The sequence below is a fragment of the Streptomyces sp. NPDC090045 genome (assembly GCF_044747975.1).
Classification (GTDB): domain Bacteria; phylum Actinomycetota; class Actinomycetes; order Streptomycetales; family Streptomycetaceae; genus Streptomyces.
Window position 1 is genome coordinate 120,238 of record NZ_JBIVFA010000003.1, and the last position, 21,920, is coordinate 142,157.

Annotated in this window: 15 protein-coding genes; 2 read left to right on the forward strand and 13 right to left on the reverse strand. The window is 74.3% G+C overall.

All coding sequences use genetic code 11. The features are described 5' to 3' along the window. Nucleotides 1-30 precede the first annotated feature (30 nt). From ACIPYQ_RS09540 to ACIPYQ_RS09555, 4 genes are all read right to left on the reverse strand, one after another. Nucleotides 31-603: a DUF2087 domain-containing protein gene (locus ACIPYQ_RS09540; RefSeq protein ID WP_401248013.1), complete on the reverse strand. Its 573-nt coding sequence runs from the start codon at nucleotides 601-603 to the stop codon at nucleotides 31-33. A gap of 142 nt (nucleotides 604-745) precedes the next feature. Continuing rightward, nucleotides 746-2,422: an MFS transporter gene (locus tag ACIPYQ_RS09545; RefSeq protein ID WP_401248015.1), complete on the reverse strand. Its 1,677-nt coding sequence runs from the start codon at nucleotides 2,420-2,422 to the stop codon at nucleotides 746-748. Continuing rightward, entirely contained in the window at nucleotides 2,419-3,126 is a 708-nt protein-coding gene (locus tag ACIPYQ_RS09550) for a TetR/AcrR family transcriptional regulator (RefSeq protein ID WP_401249316.1), read from the reverse strand. The genes ACIPYQ_RS09545 and ACIPYQ_RS09550 overlap by 4 nt, the downstream gene beginning before the upstream one ends. Before the next feature lie 106 nt (nucleotides 3,127-3,232). Then, entirely contained in the window at nucleotides 3,233-3,790 is a 558-nt protein-coding gene (locus tag ACIPYQ_RS09555; protein WP_401248018.1) for a GNAT family N-acetyltransferase, read from the reverse strand. A gap of 159 nt (nucleotides 3,791-3,949) precedes the next feature. On the opposite strand from ACIPYQ_RS09555, the gene ACIPYQ_RS09560 reads away from it, so the two are divergent. Beyond that, nucleotides 3,950-4,426, forward strand: a complete 477-nt coding sequence (locus tag ACIPYQ_RS09560; RefSeq protein WP_401248021.1) for a DUF6069 family protein — start codon at nucleotides 3,950-3,952, stop codon at nucleotides 4,424-4,426. A 70-nt stretch (nucleotides 4,427-4,496) separates the two neighbouring features. Next, nucleotides 4,497-4,847 carry a hypothetical protein gene (locus ACIPYQ_RS09565; RefSeq protein ID WP_401248024.1) on the forward strand — a complete coding sequence of 117 codons (351 nt, stop codon included), beginning with the start codon at nucleotides 4,497-4,499 and terminating at the stop codon, nucleotides 4,845-4,847. Between the two features lie 131 nt (nucleotides 4,848-4,978). On the opposite strand, the gene gdhA is transcribed toward ACIPYQ_RS09565, so the two are convergent. The 9 genes from gdhA to ACIPYQ_RS09610 form a co-directional block, all read right to left on the reverse strand. Beyond that, entirely contained in the window at nucleotides 4,979-6,334 is a 1,356-nt protein-coding gene (gene gdhA / locus ACIPYQ_RS09570) for an NADP-specific glutamate dehydrogenase (protein WP_401248026.1), read from the reverse strand. 269 nt (nucleotides 6,335-6,603) lie between these two features. Next, complete coding sequence (locus tag ACIPYQ_RS09575) at nucleotides 6,604-7,971, reverse strand: hypothetical protein (protein ID WP_401248029.1); 1,368 nt, start codon at nucleotides 7,969-7,971, stop codon at nucleotides 6,604-6,606. Further along, nucleotides 7,968-9,488 (reverse strand): hypothetical protein, encoded by a 1,521-nt coding sequence (locus ACIPYQ_RS09580; protein WP_401248031.1) that lies wholly within the window; start codon nucleotides 9,486-9,488, stop codon nucleotides 7,968-7,970. The genes ACIPYQ_RS09575 and ACIPYQ_RS09580 overlap by 4 nt, the downstream gene beginning before the upstream one ends. Then, complete coding sequence (locus ACIPYQ_RS09585) at nucleotides 9,485-11,521, reverse strand: hypothetical protein (protein ID WP_401248034.1); 2,037 nt, start codon at nucleotides 11,519-11,521, stop codon at nucleotides 9,485-9,487. The genes ACIPYQ_RS09580 and ACIPYQ_RS09585 overlap by 4 nt, the downstream gene beginning before the upstream one ends. Continuing rightward, nucleotides 11,521-15,069: a hypothetical protein gene (locus ACIPYQ_RS09590; protein ID WP_401248037.1), complete on the reverse strand. Its 3,549-nt coding sequence runs from the start codon at nucleotides 15,067-15,069 to the stop codon at nucleotides 11,521-11,523. The genes ACIPYQ_RS09585 and ACIPYQ_RS09590 overlap by 1 nt, the downstream gene beginning before the upstream one ends. Nucleotide 15,070: 1 nt before the next feature. Then, entirely contained in the window at nucleotides 15,071-17,719 is a 2,649-nt protein-coding gene (locus tag ACIPYQ_RS09595; protein WP_401248040.1) for a hypothetical protein, read from the reverse strand. A gap of 73 nt (nucleotides 17,720-17,792) precedes the next feature. Further along, the gene (locus tag ACIPYQ_RS09600) at nucleotides 17,793-18,374 is read right to left on the reverse strand and encodes a hypothetical protein (protein ID WP_401248043.1); all 582 of its coding nucleotides are present in this window, start codon (nucleotides 18,372-18,374) and stop codon (nucleotides 17,793-17,795) included. Beyond that, nucleotides 18,371-20,584, reverse strand: a complete 2,214-nt coding sequence (locus ACIPYQ_RS09605) for a hypothetical protein (RefSeq protein WP_401248046.1) — start codon at nucleotides 20,582-20,584, stop codon at nucleotides 18,371-18,373. Before ACIPYQ_RS09605 ends, ACIPYQ_RS09600 begins: the two co-directional genes overlap by 4 nt. 166 nt (nucleotides 20,585-20,750) lie before the next feature. Continuing rightward, nucleotides 20,751-21,683: a Crp/Fnr family transcriptional regulator gene (locus ACIPYQ_RS09610; RefSeq protein ID WP_401248049.1), complete on the reverse strand. Its 933-nt coding sequence runs from the start codon at nucleotides 21,681-21,683 to the stop codon at nucleotides 20,751-20,753. Nucleotides 21,684-21,920 lie beyond the last annotated feature (237 nt).

The following is a 21,920-nucleotide window of genomic DNA, read 5'->3' on the forward strand; positions in this document are numbered from 1 at the left end:
CCCGAAGTATCACCCGGAGGTGATGGTTCATCAATTACCTTCCAAAGAAAGGCTGTTGTGCTCAAAGAGATGTCCGATTACGTACAGGCCCGACGCGCGGCGCAGCACCCCGAGGTCGACGAGGGCCCGGCGCAGTGACACGGCGTCCAGGACTCCGTGCTCACACCACGGCTCCAGACGCTCCGTCACCGTGCGCTCGTCGTACTCCTCGCCCGGGGTGAAGGTGGCCTCCCCGACGTGCCGCAGCACCGTGCGCCGCGCCCCGGGGTCGGCCTCCTCGGGCAGACCCACCAGCACCCGGTCGCGTACGAATCCGCGCAGCCGGGCGTCGGGCTGCTCGGCGGCGGCTTCATCCTCCCGGCGGCGGGCGGCGGTCCGCGCCGCCTCCTCCAGGGCGCCTTCGTTGACGACGAGCCGGCCGCGCCCCTCGGGCACGAGCAGACCCGTCCGGGTCAGCTGCCCGATGGCCTTGGCCGCCACGGGGGTGTCGAGCCCCGCGGCCGTGAGGATCTCGGACGAGGTGGACGCGCCGAGCGCGACCGCGGAGAACACGCGGCGCAGGGTCAGGTCGGACAGCACGAGGGTGAATTCGTCAGGTGTCATCAGAGTGTTCCGCACCTGCGGGTCAGCGCCCCTTCCGTTTGATCTTGATGCCGGCCAGGTCGGTGGAGACCGACTTGAGGTCGAGGCGTCCGGCGCCGAGCCCGGCGACGGCGATTCGACGGGTCGTCAGAGGTGCGGCGCACTAGGGCGTTTCCTTCCGCCGGACCCGGTGGTGCGGCAGGAGCAGGACGAGGGCGGTGACCGGGACGAGGCCACCGGCCGCCCAGTACAGCGTCTCGCTGTAGGTGGACGCGAACGTCCTCGCACGGATCTCGCCGAGCGCGCTGTTGATCGTCTCGCGGGTGTCGCCGTCGGCGCCCTGCACCAGGGCGGAGCACGTGTCCGGAACCTTGGCCAGGTCGTCCTGGCCGAGCGCCTCGGTCGCGCAGTCCCGGAGCTCTGCGGTCTGCCGGGGCGACAGCGACTGGACGGTGGGGGCGACCCGTTCGGCCTGCGGTCCGGCGTTGGCCGCGAGCGCCGCGAAGAAGAGGCTGCCGATGACCGCAACGCCGAGCGCGGCACCGAGCTGGCCGGTGGCGTTGACGATGCCGGAGGCGGCGCCGGCCTCCTGCGGCCGGACCTCCCTGAGGACCAGCGCCGTCAGCGGGGGCATGAGCAGACCCATGCCGGAGCCGATCAGGAGCATCGACGGGATCGCGTGCCAGGAGGTGATGTCCGTACCGAAGCGGTCGGCCGCCCAGGCGTAGGAGACGATGCCCGCGCACATCAGGACGGCCCCCGCGAGCAGGCAGTAACGGCCGTAGAGCGGGGAGAACTTGCGGACGGCGAGACCGCCGACGACCGGCACGCACAGGGAGAACGGGATCGCCGTCAGACCGGTGTGCAGGGCCGACCAGCCGAGGCCGGCCTGGAGGTAGAGGGTCCAGCTGAGGAAGAAGCCGGCGGGGATGGCGCTGAAGAGGAGCTGCACGCCGATGCCGGCGCCGAACGCGCGGACCTTGAACAGGGACAGCGTCACCAGGGGCGAGCCGTCCTTGCGGGTCTTGTGGCGTTCGTAGACCACGAACAGCGCGAGGACGGGGGCGGCGGCGACGAGGCAGACGACGCTCCAGAGCGGCCAGTCGAGTTCGCGGCCGAGGGTCAGCGGCACCATGAGCAGCAGCAGTCCGAGGATCACCAGCAGCATGCCGATGACGTCCAGGCGCTTCGCGTCGGGGGAGCTCGACTCCCGCATCCACTGGGCGGCGCCGATCAGGGCCACCACGCCTACGGGCAGGTTCACCACGAAGATGCCGCGCCAGCCGAGGTCCAGCGGGCTCCAGCTGATCAGGGCGCCGCCGATGAGGGGTCCGGAGACGATGGCCAGGCCGACCATGCCCGCGTAGAGGCTGACGACGCGGCCGATCTCCCGGGGAGCGAAGGAGACGTGGATGAGCGCGAGCACCTGGGGCACCATGATCGCGGCGGTGAGGCCCTGGAGCGCGCGGGCGGCCACGAGTAACTCGGTGGTGGGCGCCGCGGCGCACAGGGCGGACGCGAGGACGAAGCCGCTGACTCCGACGAGGAACATCCGCTTGCGGCCGAAGATGTCACCGAGCCGGCCGCCGGTGATCAGCAGGACCGCGAAGCTCAGGGTGTAGCCGGCCGTCATGGCCTGGATGGCGAAGGTCGAGGCGCCGAGGTCGCGTTGGATGCTCGGGATCGCCACGGTGATGATGTTGGCGTCGAGCAGGTCCATGAAGGTGGCGACCAGCAGGACGGTCAGTGCGAGCCACCGCTTCGGGTCGGGCTCGGGCGCGTCGGGGGTGGCAGGTGGGCCGGCGGTCGCCGGCCTTTCTGCCTGCCCTGCCTTGTTCATGGGTTCTTCTCCAGGTTCTCGATCGGGGGTTCGGCGGTGGGTTCCGCGGTGGGAACCACGCTGGGTTCGGCAGCGGTCGTGGTGCTGCGGGCGAGTGCGGTCCAGGACTTCATCAGGAGCTCCACCACGTCCACGACGGAGTCCGTGCCGCTGTCGGCGGGGCAGAGCACGCGCTGGATGGACAGTCCGTCGTCCAGCGCGTGCACGATGAGGGCCAGCAGCTCCACGGGAGCCGGCGTGGTCACGCCGCGCGCGGTGAAGCCCTGCTCCAGCGACTCGGCGATCACCTTCCGGGAGCGGCGCTCGCGGTCCGCCAGTACGGGCAGCAGCTCCGGGTCCCGCAGTCCGTAGAGCCAGAGTTCGGTGCGCAGGGCGAGCCAACTGGCGAGGCTCTCGTCGCGCCGGCGGTGCCAGGAACGGAGGCGGCCGAGCATCTCCTCGAAGGTGGCCGCCTCGCGGCTCATCGCCTGGATTTCCTCCAGCTCGTGCTGGGTCCGCTGTTCGAGCAGGGCGAGGACGAGCTCGTGCTTGCCCTCGAAGTTGCCGTAGAAGGCGCCCCGGGTGTACCCGGCGGCCTCGACGATCTGCTCCACCGAGGTTCCGCTGACCCCTTGGCCGGCGAAGAGCGCGGCTGCCGACTGAAGGATCTGCTCGCGGGTGACCTGTCGGCTCTGCTGCCGGGTGAGTCGCTTGGTGATGGTGATCGCCTCCTTGACACGCTTCCCAGATACAAGACTGTATCCCGATACAGTCTTGTATCTGAAACGTAGGGGGCGAGCGAGCCACCACGGGGAGCGCCGTGACGATCCCTCAGCTAGGCGCCCCGCCGGTCAGGGTGTCCGGCTTCCAGTCCTGGGCGAGGAGTCCGAGCAGCACGTCGTCCAGGAACTCGCCCATCACCCACGCCGAGGAGCGCAGCACGCCCTCGCGCACGAAGCCGTTGCGCTCGGCGGCGCGCAGCATCGCGGCGTTGTCCGACAGCGTCTCGATGGCCAGCCGATGCAGGCCGCGCACGACGAACCCGTAGTGACACATCACCGCGACCACGTCGGTGCCGTAGCCCTTGCCGCGGGAGGACGGCCGCAGCCCCAACCCGATGTGCGCGGACCGGTTGTGGTCGTCGATGCCCCACAGCGTCACCGTGCCGACCAGCGCCCCGCCGTCCAGCTCCACCACGGAGAACGAGACGTGCCCTTGCGCGGTGTCGTCCACCACGAACCGCGATTCCTTCGAGCCGGGCGTGATCGGCCGCCACGGGCGGAGTTCGGACCGCGCGTAGTTCACCACGTCGTCGTAGAGCTCGGTCTGCAGGATCGGGATGTCGTCCTCGCGCCGGGCCCTGAGCCCGATCTTTCTGCCCCTCAACATGCGTGGTTCCTATCCGACCGGGCTGCTCGCGGCAAACCGATTGGGGGCGCGGACGGCGTACCGACGGGGGTTGACCTCAAGCAAGGTTCGGGTTGGAGGCTTCTTCGTGTGCCGCCGGCCTCATGGCGGCGCAGCCGTTCACACGTTGGAGGAAGTCCCATGTCGAGCAGTGCCGTTCCGAACTCCGGCCCCGCCCCCGCCGCCCCCGCCGCGCCCGCCGCACCCCCGGTCCGCCGTTCCGGCCTCACCTGGTGGAAGGCGCTGGTCACCGGCGCGGTCGGCGCGGCCGTGGTCAATCTGATCGTTCTTGCCGTCGCCAAGCTGGCCGGAGCCACGCTCATCGTCGTCGACGCCGGCGCATCGCACCCGATCACCGTCGGGGGCGTCATCGGCGCCTCCGTGGTCCCGCTGCTCGTCGGGGCGGGCGCCGCCCTCTTGCTGGCCCTGTGGAAGCCGGTCTTCCTGCGGATCGCGCAGTACGTGGGCGGCGGCCTGGCACTGTTGTCGGTGGCCGGCCCGTTGTCGTCCGGTGCCGACGGCGGCACCGTCGCAGCCTTGGTCCTCATGCACCTCACCCTCGGCGTGGCGGTCGTCGCCACCCTGGAGCTGCACCGCCGCCACTCCGCGCGCGGGTGAGTACGGGCGCACGTGCAGGTGAGTAGCCGGACGGAGTGTGCCGGGCCCGGAGTTCCTGTGGGATCAGGGCATGAACACAGCCTCTGCCTCTGCGACTGCGCCGGACCGGGCGGCGACGGCCCCGGAACGGGACCGCTCCCGCTTCTGGGCCGGCCTGTCCGCCGCACTGTTCCCCGGGGCCTGCCTGGCGGCAGGCGTTCTGCTGCTGTCCTCCGTGCAGGTGTCGGGCTGCATCACGCACGGGGTCGAGTGCACCAAGGGGCTGCCCGGGTGGCTGTTCCTCTGGAGCACCGGCATCGGCGCCGTGGCGTTCATCGTCGCCCTGGCCGCGCCCGCCCGCCAGGTACGGCAGGCAGCGCTCACCACCCAGCTCCTCGCGGAATGCACGGCCCTGCTGGTGATCCTCAGCTACTACGCCTGAGGCGCCCGCCGCGACCGCGCGGAGGCAGGACGCGGCAGAGCGGTCCGGGAGGCACCCCCCCCCGGACCGCTCCACAGGTCACGAGCGCAGCCGGCCCGCCCGGTGCATCCGGGCAGGCCCTGACCGTCGGATCAGATGACGCCCTGCGCCAGCATCGCGTCGGCGACCCGCTCGAAGCCGGCGATGTTCGCGCCGGTGACGTAGTCGCCCGGGGCGCCGTACCGTTCGGCGGTCTCGTGGGCGACGGCGTGGATCGAGCTCATGATGGCGGCGAGCTCGTCCTCCACCCGCTGCGCGCTCCAGGCCACCCGGCCGGCGTTCTGGCTCATCTCGAGGGCGCTGACCGCGACCCCGCCCGCGTTGGCGGCCTTGCCGGGCCCGAACGCGACCCCGGCCTCCTGCAGGATCCGTACGGCCTCGGGAGTCGTCGGCATGTTGGCGCCCTCGGAGACCGCCTTGACCCCGCCCCCGACGAGCGCACGGGCGTCCTGCGCGTCCAGCTCGTTCTGCGTGGCGGAGGGGAAGGCGACGTCCGCCGGCACCTCCCAGACCCGCCCACCGGGCACGAACCGCGCCGAGGACCCGCGCCGCTCCGCGTACTCGCTCACGCGCCCGCGCTCGACCTCCTTGACCTGCTTGAGCAGGGCGAGGTCGATGCCCTTGTCGTCGATGACGTAGCCCTGGGAGTCCGAGCAGGTCAGCGGGTTCGCGCCGAGCTGCTGGAGCTTCTCGATCGTGTACAGCGCGACGTTGCCGGAGCCGGAGACCACCGCGGTCAGCCCGTCCAGCGACTCGCCCCGGACCTTCAGCATCTCGGCGGCGAACAGCACACTGCCGTAACCGGTCGCCTGCGGCCGGATCGCGGAACCGCCCCAGCCCTGCCCCTTGCCGGTCAGGACGCCGGCCTCCCAGCGGTTGGTGATGCGCCGGTACTGCCCGAACAGGTAACCGATCTCGCGGCCGCCGACCCCGATGTCCCCGGCGGGCACGTCCGTGTGCTCCCCGATGTGCCGGTGCAGCTCGGTCATGAAGGACTGGCAGAACCGCATGACCTCGGCGTCCGACCTGCCGTGCGGGTCGAAGTCGCTGCCGCCCTTGCCGCCGCCGATCCCGAGGCCGGTCAGCGCGTTCTTGAAGATCTGCTCGAAGCCGAGGAACTTCACCACGCCGATGTCCACCGACGGGTGGAAGCGCAGGCCGCCCTTGTACGGGCCGAGCGCACTGTTGAACTCGACGCGGTAGCCGCGGTTGACGTGGACCCGGCCCCGGTCGTCCTGCCACGGGACACGGAAGAGGATCTGCCGCTCGGGCTCGGTGAGCCGCTCCACCAGGGCCACGGCCGGGTCGGCGTACTCGGGCCGGGCGGTGAAGACGGGGGCCAGGGTCTCGAGGACCTCCCGTACGGCCTGGTGGAACTCGGGCTGTGCGGGGTTGCGGCGCTCGATCTCGGCCCGCAGTGCTTCCAGCCTGTCCTTCGAGTCCTTCACGTGTGTCCCTCCAGGGAGTGCGCGGTGCGCAGACAACGGCAGGTGCATGGTGCCCGCGGGGCCGCGAGTTCCGGTCGATTTCGAGTGCAGCGCGCGCTGAACACGCACTTTCGGAAAAGACTTTCCGGAGGTCGGCCCCTTTTGCGGAGGCTACCGCGCACGGCGCTGCCCTGGGGAAAGCTTCTGTCCCGTGGACAAAAAACGTGCCGCGCGCCGGTGTGTGCCGGCCGCGTCGCGCCCAATGATGTACGGGCGTCAGGCGTCAGGCGTCAGGGTGTTGCCGACCGGGCGTCCCGGGCGTCGCCGAAGTCCCACAGACAGACCACGGAACGGTCGCCGCCGGTGGACCGGACCGGGACGTTGACCTCGGACAGGAACGAGGTCAGGTACGGCTGACGCCCCGCCCACCGGGCCGCGAACCACGGGCCGACGTCGTCGCGCAGCAGCAGCTCGGCCATCGGCGGGCTGCACACCGCGAGCACGTCACCGGGCAGCGTGGTCAGCCGCGACCAGCCGACCCGCGCGGCGCCGGCGGGCAACCGCAGGCTGCGGTCGGCGGCCGACTCCCCGGGCGTGAACACCGCGCTCCACGCCCCGTCCCGCAGCCGCAGCAGCGCCCCGTCACCGACACCGAAGGCCAGGTGCTCGCGTTCCCGGCCGTCGCCCAGCCGGGTCAGCAGCCCGGTCAGCGCCACCTCGATCGCCGTGTCGTCGGCCTCGCCCCCCGGGCCCTCGCCCCGGGTCACCAGCCGCATCGAGTGCGCGACGCCCTGCAACGCCGTACGCAGCAGGGCGCCGAGGGCGGCGTCGTCGCCGTCGGGCCCGTACAGCGCACGGCCCAGGCCCTCCCCGTACCGGCCGACCTGCGCCGCCAGGCTCCGGCAGGCGCGGTCCGCCGCCGACTGCGACCAGCGGCCGCGCGGAGAGCCCGCCGCCACCGCGCTGAGCAGCGTCGGCGCGGGGATCTCCTCGGCGAAGCGCAGGAGGACCGCGTCACGCCGGTGCTCGCCGTCGTGCCGCCCGCGGTCGCCGCGCGCCGACGCGGCCCGCACCACCACCGGCCCGAGGTCGGCGCCGTCCACGCTGCTGTCGGCGGTCGTGTCCCGGCCCAGCGGCAGCTGTCGGGGGATCGCCGGGGAGACGGGCTCGGGACCCAGGGGACCCTCGGCCCGGGCCTCCGCGTCGGCCAGCCGCCGCTCCAGCTCGTGGATCCGGGCCAGGGCCTGAGACTGGGTGTCGTCGCGTTCCCGCGAACGCAGCCGCACCTGCTCCTCCACTTCCCGCAGCCGCGTGAGGAGCCCGTCCCGCTCCTGGCGCAGCGCGAGGGCCTCCTTCACGGCGACGTCCGCCTCGGCCGCCCGGGCCTGCGTCTGCGCGAGCAACCCGCGGACCCGGCCGAGTTCGAGATCGCGCCCCTGCATCAGGCCGGCCGCGTGGTCCGCGGCCTGCCGGGCCTGCTCCAACTCCAGGCGGGTGCTCTCCAGTTCGCCCAGGGTCTGCGGCGAGTCCCGCACCGTGGCGGCCGGGGGGAGGGGAAGCGGCCTGCGCCGCCGAGCGGTCAGCTGCGCCGTGAGCGCGACGTTCGCGACGACGGACAGCACCAGGAGGATGATCAGCCAGGTCGTGGTGGTGGTCATGGCGAAGAAGCTCCCCGAGAGTCGTACGGATCCTGGGCATCGGTGCCGGTGCCGGTGCCGGTGCCGGTGCTGGTGGTTTCGGTGCGGGCGGCGGGAGGTCCGAACCGTCGTACGGCCCGCTCCGCCAGCGGTCCCGCGGCGAAGGCCTCCAGCTCGTCCCACAGCTGCTCGGCGTCGTCCTCCCCCGCCCCGGCCGGCCGCGCACCCGCCGGACCGCGGCAGTCGAGCCGTACGCCGTGGAGCGCCGCACGGAAGCGACGCCGCGTCAGCTCCCCTCCGGTCCGGGCCACCCGGTCCAGCGCGGGCCCCAGCACAGCGGCGCACAGCTCCGGCATCCCGGACATCGCCCAGTCCGCCCGGGCCTGTTCCACCGCGGTCGCCGGCCGGCCCTGCGGGCTGCGCAGGATCCGCAGCGCGTGCTCGGCCTCCGCGACCGCGACGGCGTGCACGGCCAGGTCCCGCGCCGCGGGCCCCACGGTCTCCGGCGTCCTGCCGCGCAGCCAACTGCCCAGCGCGGCCGTCGCACCGGGGCCGCGCCGCCCGGCGGTGGTCGCGACGAGCACCGTCTCGGCCCGGTCCCCGCCCGGCCGCCCCCGGTCCAGCAGGGTCCGGAACAGGGAGGGCAGCGGCTCCCGGCCCGCCAGCGCGGTGTGCGGGGCCGCGGCCAGCACCAGGTGCGCGGAGTCCAGCACCTCCGCCAAGTGCGCCGACGGCCCGCCGCCGGGTGGTACGGGCAGGTCGGTCACCTCGATGCGCGGGCGCCCGAGGCCGTTGACGCCGGCGCCCGCGACCGCGTCCGGCCAGGGCAGCGGATCGCCGTGGAACAGGAACGGATGGCGCACCGGGACGTCCACGACCGCGCCGGCCGGTCCCGGAGCCGGGCCGGCGCCCGCCGCCGTGACGTCCTGGATCCGCCGCCAGGCCCGTTCCACCGCCTCCTGGCCCACGTACCGGGTCCGGAAGAACGTCCGCCGCCGCTGCGCCGCCCGCACGCGCAGCCAGGCGGCCGTGCCGTGCCGGGCCAGCGGCGCCCGGCCGAGGTGCTCCGGCCGGGCCAGCAGCGTCCTCGCCAGCCGGTCCAGGGCCCGTACCTGCGCCTCGGTGAGCCGCAACTGCGGCAGGTCGGCGGGCTCGTAGACGTAGGTCAGCGGTACGAGGTCTCCCGCGCTCGGCGGCCCCGGCGGCCGGACCCCGGTCAGGAGCCGTACCAGCCGCCGCCCGGAAGCGGAACCCGAACCGGAACCCGAACCCCAACCGGAACCCGAACCGGAACCCGAACCGGGGCCGGGGCCGGGGCCGGGGCGGGTATCGACGTCCGTGCGCAGCACCGCCACGCGCACCGTGACGGGCGGCCCGCCGGTCCCGTCGGGCGCGGCCGCGCCGTACACGGCCGCGATGTCGGACACGAGCTGCGGCGAGAGCCCGTTGCCGCGCCCCGTCGCCGACGCACCGAGCAGCTCGCCGACCTGCCGGGCCCGGCGGTCCGCGCCGGACTGCCCCGTTCCGTCGGCGCTCACGGGGCGGTCTGCCGTCCGTATTGCGTCGCCGGGCGGATGACGACCCGGCCCTTGCGCTCGTTCCCCTTGTAACTGCCCTTGGGCTTCAGCGGAGTCCACACCACCCACTGGACCAGCGGCTCCTCGGCCTGGCCGACACCCGGCACGGTCTGCTTGACGGCGTACGAATCGAGGTCCTGCTTGCGCCACTGGCCGACGGGCTTGGGCACGAGTTCGTACCCGGCGCTCTCGGCCAGCGGCGCGAGGATCCGCGAGACGCCGGCGCGCCACTGCCACCACCAGCTGTCCGGGGCGGCGGGCCGCTGGTGCACCAGCCCGCCGAGGACCATGTCGAGGTTGTGGGCGGCGCCGAGCCGGCTGTCGGCCGGCCAGCCGTTCGCCTGGGACGAGCCCGCGCTGCCGAGCAGCCGGTGCAGGTGCTGGCGGTAGCGCAGCCGCTCGTCCTGCGAGGCCAGGCTGGACGGCTGCTCCTCGACGAGTACGGCGACGTGGAGTTCGGGGTCCAGTTCCACCAGGCGGAGTGCCTGGTGCGCCCGTACGGCCCACGCCAGCCGGGGGTCCGTGAACGACAGGTCCGTGACGGCGTCGGGTGACGTGCCGAGGCTCAGGTGGATCTCCCAGGGGACGCGGGCGGCGGCGGCCCGGGGGGCCGCGATGGCGAGCGGGACGCGTTCGGCCGCGTAGAGGCCCTGCGGCAGGCCGGGCACGATGACGTCCGGATCGGTGGCGTCCTCGGCGGTGACGGTCAGGCCGGCGGCCGCCGCGACCTCGCCGGCCCGCACGCGCCATTCCGTGCGGAGCGTGGAGGGCAGCCGGAGCAGGGCCATGTGGACGCGCTGCCAGGTGGCCGCGATGCGGTCGGCGGCGGCCGGGGGGCCGGGCGCGGCGGACTGCGTCGAGCGGGGCAGGTAGCGGATCTGCTCGGCGAGCAGCTCCGCTTCGAGCTCGCGCAGGGCGTCGGCGAAGCCGGCCAACGGGTCGGGGGCGGGCTCCGCTTCCGCCCGCGCCCCGGCCTCGCCACCGGTCCCGGTTCCGGTTCCACTTCCGGGCCCGGCCGGGCCCGGGTCCGCGGTGTGGGGACCGGCGTCGCCCGACGGCGACCGCGTCCCGGTCCCGGTCGTCGTCCTGCCCGTTCCGGGCTGTGCCGCGGGAGGCGGGCCGGCGTCGGCGGGCGACGGCTGCCCCCCGGTTACGGCCGCCGCCCCGCCGGTGGTCCCGGCCACCGGCGTGCCCGGGCGGGTCGAGGCCTGGCCCACGTCGGCCGGGGTGGGCAGGGCGTCGCCCGGCGTCCGCTCCGGCCCGCGTGCCGCGTCGGGCGTCCCGCCGGGCCCGGTCGTGGCGCAGGCCGGTGCGGTGGGCTCCGCGGTGCCCGGGCCGGCCTCGTCGGACGACGACCGGGTGCCGGATCCGGCTGCCGCCGTGTCGCTCGCGCCCGTTGCGGGAGGGCTCGCCGGGGCCGGAACGGCCTGGTCGACCGCGCCTTCCGGCCCGGACGCGGCGGCGGTCCCGGCGTTCCCGCCGGTGCCTGCCGTGGCGTGGCCCACGGGGCCCGTGGCGTCGTCGCCGGGCGGCGACAGCGTCACGGGGGTGGGCCGGGTCGCCAACGCGTCCGTCCCGGCAGGGGTCTGGCCGGCCGACCCTTCCCCGCCCGATCCGGTGGCGCCCGCCCCGGTCGGCGTGCGGTCCGGATCCGTGCGCTCCGGATCCGTGAGGTCCGCCGGGGCCGCAGAGACTGCCGTATCCGACGGCGGCTTCGACCGGGAGTGGTCGACCGTGGCGACCGCCGACCACAGACCGTGCTCCAGCGAGGTCCGCGCCGACTCGAACGCGTCGAAGAGCTCCGGCGCGTCGTCCGCGTAAGGCAGCTGGTGGCGGCCCACCTGCCGCAGCTCCTCCCAACACCGGTCCAGCGCCCCGAGCATCGCCTCACGGCACCCCGACGGGGTGGCGAGCACCACGGCCGCCGCCTCCGCGAACCTGCTCAGCCACAGCGTGTGCGCGTCGGCCGGCACGCCTTCGTCCGCGCCGCTCATCAGTGCCTCCCGCTGTTCGGGTCCCAGTGGTGGTTGAAGTCGCTCTGCGGCGGGTCCATCCGCCGCCCCAGCACCCGCCCGGGATACCGCTGCACCTCGCGCAGCGTCTCGGCGGGCACGTACGGCACCACGCCGCGGTGCACCCGCAGGCGTCCCCGGGCGTCGAGGGTGGCGTGGTGGCGACCCTGCTGCGCCGCGCTCAGCCGGCCCAGGAACACCGGTTCGCCGTCGCCCCGGTCCAGGTGGAAGTCGTACGTGTAGGTGTGGTTGGACTCCAGCGGCGGGACCGGGACCTCCGCGACCCGGCCCGGCATCGGCAGCTCGTCGGCGTCGGCGGTCTCGTGGAAGGACTCCGGCAGATAGCCAGCGGCCGCCGCCTGCCTGCCGTCGTCCCCGGTGACGCCGGCCGGCCCCGTCGCCGGGAACACCTCGGCCAGCTGCCGCACCCCGTTCTCGTCCACCCCCGTCGCGACGCAGATCCGGCCGGGCACCGAGCACCCCGGCAGGTCCGGGTCGAAGGACAGGCCCGGCACGAGCCCGTCGAGTTCCAGCCCCAGCCCGCCGACCAGCAGGTGGGCCGGGCCGTTGCACAGCAGGATCGACGCGACCAGCCGGTGGTCCATCTCGATCTGGTAGCGGACCCCGCGGCCGCTGCCGCTCGGCGGGCGCCACACCGAGGCGAGCGGGTCGAAGCCCTCGTCCTTCGCCGTCAGCGCGAGGTCGAACACCCCCCACTGGATGGAGTCACCGGAGCCGAGGTCGCGGTGCAGCTCCACGACCCGGCTCAGCGGGTTCCACCCCGTACGCACGCCCAGCCGGCCCGAGGAGTCCAGCTCGATGAAGGGATCGCCCGCCCACAGCAGCGGATTGACCCGCCCCATCTGCCCGACCGGGCCGAAGTCGCAGGGCAGGCTGGAGAACAGGCCCTGGAGCCTGATGTCCAGATCGCTCATCCGGATCGAGCCGCCGGTGCGCCCGCCCTTGCTGTTGTTGTGCTCGATCTGCCCCGCCCGGTTGCGGACCGAGTGCGCCCACGCGGCCCCCAGGGACGTGGCCTGCTTGGCGAACTCCCGCTCGACCGACAGCTCCGTGGCCTCATGCCAGCCCAGCCCGGCCCTGCCGTCCGCCTCGTCCTGGCGCAGCGCCGCGACGACCTGCTCCTGGAGCTGTTCCAGGGCGCTGGTGCGCCCCGACAGCACCACCTGGTCGAGCACCGGCTCCGGCAGCGGATCCAGGCCCTGCTCCGCGCGCTGCGCGTTCTCCTCGTGGATCCGGCGGAACGAGCCGCGCACCAGATCGGCGCCCAGCTTCGCCGCCCGCCGCAGCACCGGCCGCATCAGTTTGCGGAACTCGCCGGCATCGAGGGTGATCGGGCCGCGCACCGTACCTAGGGTGTGCGGCGCGGCGCGCAGGATCGCGTCCACGTCCTCGTGCTTGAGGACGGCGTCCGCGGCGCCCGCCGCGCCCAGTTCCCGCTTCTTGCGCTCCGCGAGCCGCCACAGCAGCCGGAAGCGGGTGTAGCGGGCCTCCCGCTCGGCCGTGTCGCCCACCCCGGCCCAGTCCGTGGGCAGGCACTCGGACAGGATCTGGCGGATGTCGTCGGCGACGATGGTGTCCAGCTGGTCCGCGGCCTGTTCGGTGACGGTCTCGGCGAGCGCGCGCCGCTCCACCCGCGCGCCCGTACCCGTACCCGTACTTGCGCCTGTACGTGCGCCTGCGCCCGCATCAGCGGCCGTGCCGGTGCCCGTGCCCGCAGCCGTGCCCGCCTCGTCCTGCGGGTCGTCCTGCTGGCCGTCCTCCTGCTCCTGGCCGGGGGAGCGCAGCTCGTCCACCAGCCGGGCCTTGATCCAGTACAGGACCTGAAGGGTCAGCAGGTCCCCGCCGAGCCGCTCGTGGCCCGTGGAACCCAGCAGCTCCGGCTCCAGCCGGTAGTCGCGGCCCGCGACGAACTCCTGTTCGCGGGTGAGCCCGGGGGTCTGGTCGACCAGGGTCAGCCGCAGCAGCGCGATGTCGGTGGTGCCGCCCCCGATGTCGATCACCAGCATGATGCGGTGCCAGGTCGGCGGATCGTCCCCGACCCGGCGGCACCGCGCCCGCAGCGACTCCAGACCCGCGTTGAGGTTGTCGGTCAGGTCCCGCATCAGGAAGTACAGCCCGGCGGCGAGGCCCTCGTCGTAGTCCATGACGGTCATCGGGCCGCCCAGAGCATGGCTGACCAGCTCCTTCAGCCGGTCCTTGACCTCGGGCAGGACCGTCGTCGGATACGTCACGACGACCGTCGGCACCCGGCTGATCGTGCCCAGCGCCGGGTTGTACGTGCTCTCCTCGGCGCCCTCCACCAGCAGCCAGTACATGTGCTGCGTGAGGTGGTCGGCGGACAGGTCGCTGCCCGCCACCGGCTCCGGCTTGAGCTGGAGAGCGGCCCGCTTGATCCCCGTCAGCCCCCGGGTGTCGTCCCCGCACAGCTTGAAGCGGCGCGCCCGCGGGTCCTCGGGCACCGGCGCGCCGGAGTACTCCCGCTCCCGCATCGCGCTGGCCGGGGCGTGGGTGCGCTGGCCGGTGCCGTCCGGATAGTCGACCGGCCGGATCCCGTGCCGCTCCAGCGGCGGGGTGCCGATGACCGCCGCATAGCCGGCGTGCAGCCGGCGGTTGAGCCACTGCCGCAGCTCCGGGTCCGCCTGCTCGCGGATGCTCTCCACCCGCAGCATCAGCGCGTCGGCGGCGTCGGCGTCCGCCACCCGCGCCAGCGCCGCGCTCCCCGTGATCCCGGTGCTGTCCCGGCGCGGCAGCGTGATCGTGCCGGCGAGCAGCGCCCGTACCTCCTCGCGCCAAGCGGGCGGCGCGTCGGCGGGCGGCCCCAGCAGCTCCTCCAGCATGGCGGACAGGGAGGCCGCCTGGGCCGGGTCGACCAGCCGCTGCTTGACCTTCTTCTCGTCGTGCAGGGTCGCCGTGGACGCCGTCGTGCCGAAGTCCACGACGAGGAACTCGTGCTGGTGCCCGCTGCCCGCCAGGTCCCGCAGCGAGAGGTACTCGTCCTCCTCCGGCGCCTGCGGGGCCGGACCGGGCTCCTCGCCCGGCGGCGCGAACTCCAGCATCACCGCGCCGTGGGCCGTCTCGGCGCCCTGCGAACCGGCGTAGTCGACGCTCCAGTAGACGTCCAGCCGCAGCGGCTCGCCGTCCGGTGCGGCCGCCGGCCCGCTGTCGGGGTGCACCAGAGACGTCGGCAGCAGCGCGTCGGACGACAGCGTCCGCGGCCCGTCCACGGTGATCGGGGCGAACTCCTGCGGCACCCAGCAGGCCTGGAGCGCGTAGGCCAGCTGAGCCGGGATCAGCCTCCCGCTCTCGGCCCGGATCTCGATGCGGGCGGGCAGGTGGGCCGTGACGACCGCGCGGCCGCCCGACTCCTGCTCCCGCTCCAGGACCACCTCGGGCAGCGGGATGCCGTCCGGGCCGGCGTAGAGGCGGAAGTGCTTGCGGCCCAGCGCGACCACCCCGGAGGCGGCGCCGGTGTGCGGGGCACGGAAGGTGATGTTCAGGGCGGCGCTCATGTCAGTCGGTGCTCCAGGCTCGGATGAGGACGTCGATGGGCTGGTCGGGTTCGGCTCCGTCGTCGTCGCCGTCCTGCGGCGCGCCGGCGGAGGGGAAGGCCGGGCGCGGCGGCCGCACTTCCGTCTCCCTGGGCAGGTACTCGCCCGCCTTCGTGTACAGGTCGACGAGGTCCTTCTCGATCAGGGCGAGGGTGCGCCCCAGGTACTCGGTGACCATCCGGGCGGCCGCGTCCGCCGTGTGCTGGCGCAGCTGCACCACCAGCAGCGGATGCCGCTCGCGCTCCTCCGACTGCGGGTCGAGCAGCGGCATCCGGTGGTGCCAGGGCAGGGCGTGCGGGGAGCGGGCCGGGAACCGGGCCTCCTGGTCCCCGGGCGTGGGGCCGGGCGCGGACAGCAGTTCGGTGATCCGGTCCGTGGCCGTGACCGGATCGAGCGCCGTCCACAGGTGGTCCAGCTGGTGGTCGGCCTTCTGCTCACTGCCGCGCAGCCGTGTGAACAGCTCGCTGAGCGCGGCGTCGGTGGCTTCCTCGGCCATCCAGGCGCGCAGCGGCGCGAACTCCTCGCGCCAGTGCGCCGCCCAGTTCTCGAACCAGGTACGGAGCTGGTCGCGGCCCTCGTCGGTACGACGGTCGATCAGCGAACGGAACTTGTCCAGGAAGGTCTCGGAGGAGTCCGCGGAGGTGCCGCCGGTGCCGGTGCCGGTGCCGGTGCCCGCCGTGCCCGCGCGCCCCGCGGCGCGGCCGGGACGCGGCTGGAGCGGGATGCCCTCGCTGGACGGCGGTTCGCTGCGGGGCACCAGGTGGTGCCGGTCCCGCTCGGCCCGGCCCAGCAGCTCCTGCCACTCCCGCCAGTCGAACACCTCGTCGCGGACCGCCTCGGCCGTCTCGCTGCGCCGGGGCGGCCGCCCGCCCGGCTCCTGTGCGTCGGGCCCGTCGGCCGGCCCGCCCTGCGGGCCACCGTCGCGCAGCGCGTGCAGGGCGGGCAGCATGCGGTCGAGCAGCCTGCGGTACTCCGTCAGCTTCTGCGACAGCTCCCGGTACTCCTCCGACCGGCCGCCGCCTCCCGCACGCCGCACGTGCCCCCGCAGCACGGTCAGTTCGCGCGTCAGCTTGCGGTGGGAACTCTGTGCCCGCTCCAGCTTCTGGGCGAGCCCGTGGCGCCGTACGTGGTTCTCGATCAGCGCGCGCAGCCGTGTGATGCCGCCGTCCTCGTCGTACGCGCGCAGCCGCGGCGTCCACGCGTTGGCCGGGTCGGCCGCCGCCAGCCGGGCCGCGATCGGCTCCCACCGCCGGGTGCCCGGCGGATCCAGGTCGCGCAGCGCCGCGCGGATCCGGTCCCGGGTCTCGGGGGAGGTCGCGGTGTAGGGGAGCTGGTACGCGCGGATGGCGCTGACCGAGGACACCACGACGATGCCGTCCTCGCGCTGCGCCACGAACTTGTTGCCGTAGACGTGGACGCCGTTGATCTCGGCGGCGTGCGGCAGCAGCTTCTCCAGCGGCAGCGGCCCGTCGGGGTACTGGCTGAGCGCGGGAGGCTTCGCCAGGTCGAAGGCGTTCGCGGCGACGAGGGCGGCACTGGCCAGCGCCTGCGGCTGCCGCCCGTCCTCGGTGAGCATGTCCCAGAACGCGGAGGCGCCCTCGGACTCCGCCCGCGAGGCGCTCAGCACCAGCAGGATCGTGTGGACGTTCACCAGCTCGCGGCGGCTCAGGAAGGTGTCCCGCCCGTAGGAACCCGCCGCCCCGATGCCGGGGAAGTCCAGCAGCCGTACGGTGTGCTCCTCGGCGGTCAGCCCGCCGATGTCCCAGTGCTCCGGGGACAGCGCGACCTGCTGCGTCACCCGCTCGATCAGCGGGAAGGCCCGGCGCAGCGCGTCCGGGGCGGTCTTCTCCTGCTTCAGCTGCGCCATGTCGAAGGGCTGCACGCTGCGCTTGGGCGGCGTCTGCGGGGTGCGCCGGGCCGCCTCCAGCACCAGGGCCGCGCGGATCGAGTCCGTCGCCACCCCGATGGGCTTGCCCAGGAGGTCCCGCTGGCTCAGTGCGGCGTCCCGGATCCGGCACAGTTCGGTGACGGCGTCCCGGTGCGCCGCCGCGATCGTCTCGTAGGCGACCGGGCCGGTGGCCGACGGCCACAGCCGCGGGTACCAGGCCTCGAAGGGAGCCCAGCCGCGCGGGTCGGTGACCGGGTTGTAGCCGCCGAGCATCTCGCGTGCGCCGAGCTTCGGGTGCTTGGCGTCCAGGGTGTTGACGAGTGCGCCGAGGATGGCGCCCACGCAGGCGGCGAGCCGCTCCTCGTCCAGGAAGGTGATGTCGGTGGTCGGCGAGACGGCCGTCGCGCTGCCGGGGGCGCCGCGCGTCAGCTCCAGCACCGTGATGTTGCCCGTACTGGGGGCGGCCTCGACCGGCAGCAGGTCGGGCTTGCCCAGCAGGGTGCCGAGGAGGAGGGACTTGCCCACGGAGTACTCCCCGACCACGCCGATGGTGACCGGCGCGTCGAGCCGGGAGGCGAGTTCGCCGGCCAGGGCCTGGACGCGGTCCCGTGACGCGTGCGCCTCGGGCGTGTCGGGGACGTCCTGCTCGCTGAGCATGGTCAGGGTCTGCCGGGCGAAGAGCCGGAGGTCGGTGAGGCTCAGGTTTTTCGTCGTGGAGGTCACAGCGATCCACACTCCGTCGAGGCTGTCGGGCGGTTGGGCCCTTGGGCTGTCGGGCTGCTGAGGGGGTGTCCGGTCAGGACAGCAGGAAGAAGAGCTCGATCCGCGCGGTGCCGGAGGCGATGCCGCTGCCGCTGTCGTGGTAGCCGCGGATGATCTTCTCCGAGTACGGGGGGAAGAACTGCGGTGCGGCTTGCGGCAGGAGCCGGGCCACCGCCGTGGCGTACGCGTCGCTGCGGCCGGTGTCGACGGAGCCGCCGGATCCGCCGGAGCCGGTGCGGACGGTGCCGAAGACCATGACGAAGGCCGCGGTCCGGCCCTCGTAGCGCTTGATCTCCTGGGTGATCTGCCGGGTGAGTTCGGCGGTCTCGGCCGGGCGGCCCGCGATCAGGGCGTCGGGGTCGAGACGGATGCCGACCGAGACGGTGACCGGGTCGAGTCCGCCGGGCCGGGACGTGTCCGGGGGAGTGGGGGAGGGGCTGCGGGACGGACCCGGTGTGGCCGTGGCCGTGGCCGTCGGCGTCGGGCCCGGGTCCGGGTCCGGTTCGTCGGCCGGCACCTCGCTGCCGAGCACCACGAGCACGATCACCAGCAGCAGGTCCGCGAACAGCCATCCGGCGAAGGAGGGGCCGCCCGGACGCCCCGCGTCCCGGCTCACCGCACCCCCTCCCCGCCATCCCCGCCCCGCACACCGCCGCGCTCCAGCCCGCGGCCCGGCGAACCACCCCGGTCCGTGCCGGTCCCGCCCGTGCCGGGTCCGCCCGTGCCGGTCCCGCCTGTGCCGGGTCCGCCCGTGCCGGTCCCCCCTGTGCTGGGGCGGCCCGCGCCGGGCGCGCCCAGGCGGGGGTCCGGTGGGTCGTTCCGGTCCTGCGCGGCGCCGGCGGTGCCGCGCGCGTTCCGGTCGGTGCCTGGTGGGTCGTTCCGGCTGGGGTGGGGATCGCCCGTGTCGTGTGTGAACAGGCCGACGCCTGGCGGGTCGTTCCGGTCCCGGCCGGTCCCGCCCTGGCGGGGGCGCGGTGGGTTGTTCCGGTCCTGCGCGGCTCCGCTGGTGCCGGGCGCGTTCCGGTCGGTGCCTGGTGGGTCGTTCCGGCTGGGGTGGGGATCGCCCGTGTCGTGTGTGAACAGGCCGACGCCTGGTGGGTTGTTCCGGTCCTGGTCGGGGGCGTCCGTCGCGTATGCGCCCGGGCGGGCGTCCGGTGGGTTGTTCCGGTTCTCGCCGGTGCCGGCGATGCCGTGCGCGTACGGGTCGACGGCTCGTGGGTCGTTCCGGCGCGGGGCCGGGGTGGCTGTGCCCGGTGTCTTCCGGCCGGCGTCCGGCTGGTCGTTCCGGTCCCGGTCAGGGGTGGCCGTGCCGGCGGCGGGGCGGGCGTCCGGCCGGCGGGTGACGTCGGTGACCGCGAGGCCGGCCTCCCGCAGCGCCTTGGTCAGTGTGCGGAGCGTGTCGTGGAACTCCGCCACCGCGGAGCCCAGCTGGGCCTCGTACTGCTGCGCCGACTGCCGGTCGGCCACGGCGTCCCGCAACTCCTCGATCCGGTCGGCCAGTTCGGCCGAGACGGTGCGTACCTCCTGCCGCAGCGAGGTCACGAGCGCGGCGACCGCGAGCTCGTAGGCCATGCCGATCCGCTCGGCCCCCTCGGACGCGGAGGCCTCCAGCGAGGCGGGCAGCGTGGTCAGTGAACGGTCCAGGCCGTGTACGGCCGAGCCCAGCAGCTGCGTCGACTCGGCGAAGGAGCCGCGCGCCGCCGTCAGCGCCTCGCGGACCTCCTGCCCCACCCGGTCCATCGACTCGGCCGCGTGCCCGGCGACGCTGGACTCCCGCTCCTCCGCCGCCGCCGCGACCGTGTCGAACCGGGACGCGACGGACTCCCCGGCCGCGCCGATGAGCTGCGCCGCGTCCCGCCCGGCGGTGACGAACGATTCGGCGACCGACGTGCGCAGGGCGGTGACCGCCGCGTCGACGCTCTCCGCCAGCAGCCGGCTCCCGGCGGACACCTCGCCCGCCGCCGCCGAGGCGCTCTGCACCGCCGTACGTATCTGCGTGCTCCCCGAGCGCAGCGCGTCCGCCGCGGAGCCGAGCGCGGCCGTGGCGGCGACGCTGCGGCCGGCCGCGCTGTCCGCGTGGACGACCAGGTTCCGGGCGCTCTGCTGGACCGTGGCTGCCTGCCCCAGCAGGTCGCGCAGCCGCTCGGCCGCGGCCTGGAGTTCGGCCGTGAACCGTCCGGGCGAGGCCGCTGCGGCGCCGGCCGCCAGCGCCTGGGTCTGGGCGAGCGCCCCGGACAGCCGCTGGGACAGCAGCCGGCGTTCGCTCTCGTCCCGCTCCTCCCAGCGGTGGCGCATCATGGTGGTCGTGGCCAGCGCGGACAGGGCCAGGACCGTCCACACCGCCATCATGTCGAAGCGCAGCACCGGCCACAGCTGTCCGTCGAAGCCCTGCTGCCACAGCGTCAGGAACGACCCCTGTGCGGTGCTGCCCGCGTCCCGCATCCGCTGGTACGCCCAGGCGGCGGCGCCCAGCCCGAACCAGGTGACCAGCAGCGGTACGAACACCAGGACCGTGGGCAGGACGCCCAGCCGGCGGCCCCGCGCGGCGTCCTTGTCCGGGCCCGGTGCCAGGGCGTCGGGCCCGCCGTACGCCGCGACGAGGCCGCCGCCCGCCCAGACCTCCAGGCCGGAGCCGCCCGCCACCGCGTCCGCCAGCTCCCGCAGTGCGGCGCTGTGGGAGCCGGCCCGCGGGTGAGCGGCCAGCTCCCGCAGCTCCGCGGCCAGCGCCTTCGGATTCCGGTGGGTCGGGCCCGGCACGACGGTCGGCCGTGCCCGCGCCCGCCCCCGGGCGCGCCGGAGAGCGAGTCCGATTCTGCCTTTGCTCACTGCACCAACCCCCCAAGCAGTGTTGGCTGTCGCGACCACTGTCGCCGGGGGAGCGCCACGAGAATTGGTCAGGTGACGCATTTTCGGACACGGCACCGGTCGGTGCGGCCCGCCACGGGCCCGTCAAGGGTCCGCCGCGGGCCCGGTGCGGACGGGGGAGAGGGGCTCAGCCCGTTTCGGACAGCGGGCCGTCCTCGTCCGGCGGCGGCGCCGGAGCGGGCGCCGGGCCGTGTGCGGTCAGGGGTGCGCTGTAGGGGCCGGTGGCCGGTTCGGCGCGTGGCGGGCGCGGCTCCAGCGGCGGCCGCTTGGGCCGGGGCGGCCGGGGGCCGCGCGGGGTGGGAACCCCCGGGAGCAGGTTCTCCTCGGTGGCCGGCCAGCCGCTCTGCCCCGCGATGGCCCGCAGGATGCCGGGCTCGCGGACGATGACCCCCCGGTACTTGGTGGCCACGGCGCCGGCGGCGCGCAGGCTGCGCAGGGCGCGCTGCACGCTGGCGTCGGAGATCCCGGCGAGGGCCGCGAGGTCCGCGTGGCTCAGCGGTACGTCGATCCGCAGTCCCTCCGGGACGGCGCGCGCGTAGCTGCGTACGAGGTTGTCCAGGGTGCGGGCGAGGCGGACCGCGGCCGTACCGCTGCTGGAGTCGATGCGGTGGCGCGTCGCCCCGCGCAGCTTGCCCGCCACCGACCGCTGTACGACTTCCGCCGCGGTCGGACTCTCCCGTAAGAAGGAGCGGAAGGCGGCGGCGGTCAGGACCCGGGTGACGGTGGGCCGGACCGCGACCACCGTGGCCGACCGCGGCTGGCCGTCCAGCGCGGAGATCTCGCCGACGAGTTCGCCCTGCACGCGCAGGGCCAGCAGCACGGTGGCCCCGTCCTCGGCGCCGCCGAAGACCTTCACGCAGCCCGAGGTGATCAGCAGGGCCGTGGTCTCGGGGCCTCCTTCCCGTATGAGGGCCTCCCCGACGCCGTACGCGACGTCCCGGCCGAGGCCGATCAGCGTCTCACGGTCGTCGGCGGCCAGATTGGCCATGAGCGTGCCCCGGGGCCAACGGCTCACTGCCGTCGTGTGGTTCCTGGAGCTGGACTGGGTGTGCGTGCGCATGGGAGCCCCCCTCGGCTTTCACGCCCGCTCGTGCACGGGGCGGTGCCAGTGCGAGGAACTTAACGCACAAGGAAGTTGTCCGGGGACGAGATGGACAGACCGGATCAGTCAACGTAACGGGCCGGTGGAGCGAGACATTCCCCATCCGCACCACAGGCCGCGATCCGCCCCAACCAACCTACTCACCAGTCAAGTTGTGACGGCGACGGGCTTCCGGCCCGGCCGGATCACCGCGAC

What these genes read in the sequence shown, in the direction of transcription:
- ACIPYQ_RS09545 (WP_401248015.1), bottom strand. Translation starts at nt 2,422, where the DNA reads ATGAACAAGGCAGGGCAGGCAGAAAGGCCGGCGACCGCCGGCCCACCT.
- ACIPYQ_RS09560 (WP_401248021.1), top strand. Translation starts at nt 3,950, where the DNA reads ATGTCGAGCAGTGCCGTTCCGAACTCCGGCCCCGCCCCCGCCGCCCCC.
- ACIPYQ_RS09575 (WP_401248029.1), bottom strand. Translation starts at nt 7,971, where the DNA reads ATGACCACCACCACGACCTGGCTGATCATCCTCCTGGTGCTGTCCGTC.
- ACIPYQ_RS09610 (WP_401248049.1), bottom strand. Translation starts at nt 21,683, where the DNA reads ATGCGCACGCACACCCAGTCCAGCTCCAGGAACCACACGACGGCAGTG.
- ACIPYQ_RS09590 (WP_401248037.1), bottom strand. Translation starts at nt 15,069, where the DNA reads ATGAGCGCCGCCCTGAACATCACCTTCCGTGCCCCGCACACCGGCGCC.
- ACIPYQ_RS09565 (WP_401248024.1), top strand. Translation starts at nt 4,497, where the DNA reads ATGAACACAGCCTCTGCCTCTGCGACTGCGCCGGACCGGGCGGCGACG.
- ACIPYQ_RS09585 (WP_401248034.1), bottom strand. Translation starts at nt 11,521, where the DNA reads ATGAGCGGCGCGGACGAAGGCGTGCCGGCCGACGCGCACACGCTGTGG.
- ACIPYQ_RS09555 (WP_401248018.1), bottom strand. Translation starts at nt 3,790, where the DNA reads ATGTTGAGGGGCAGAAAGATCGGGCTCAGGGCCCGGCGCGAGGACGAC.
- ACIPYQ_RS09540 (WP_401248013.1), bottom strand. Translation starts at nt 603, where the DNA reads ATGACACCTGACGAATTCACCCTCGTGCTGTCCGACCTGACCCTGCGC.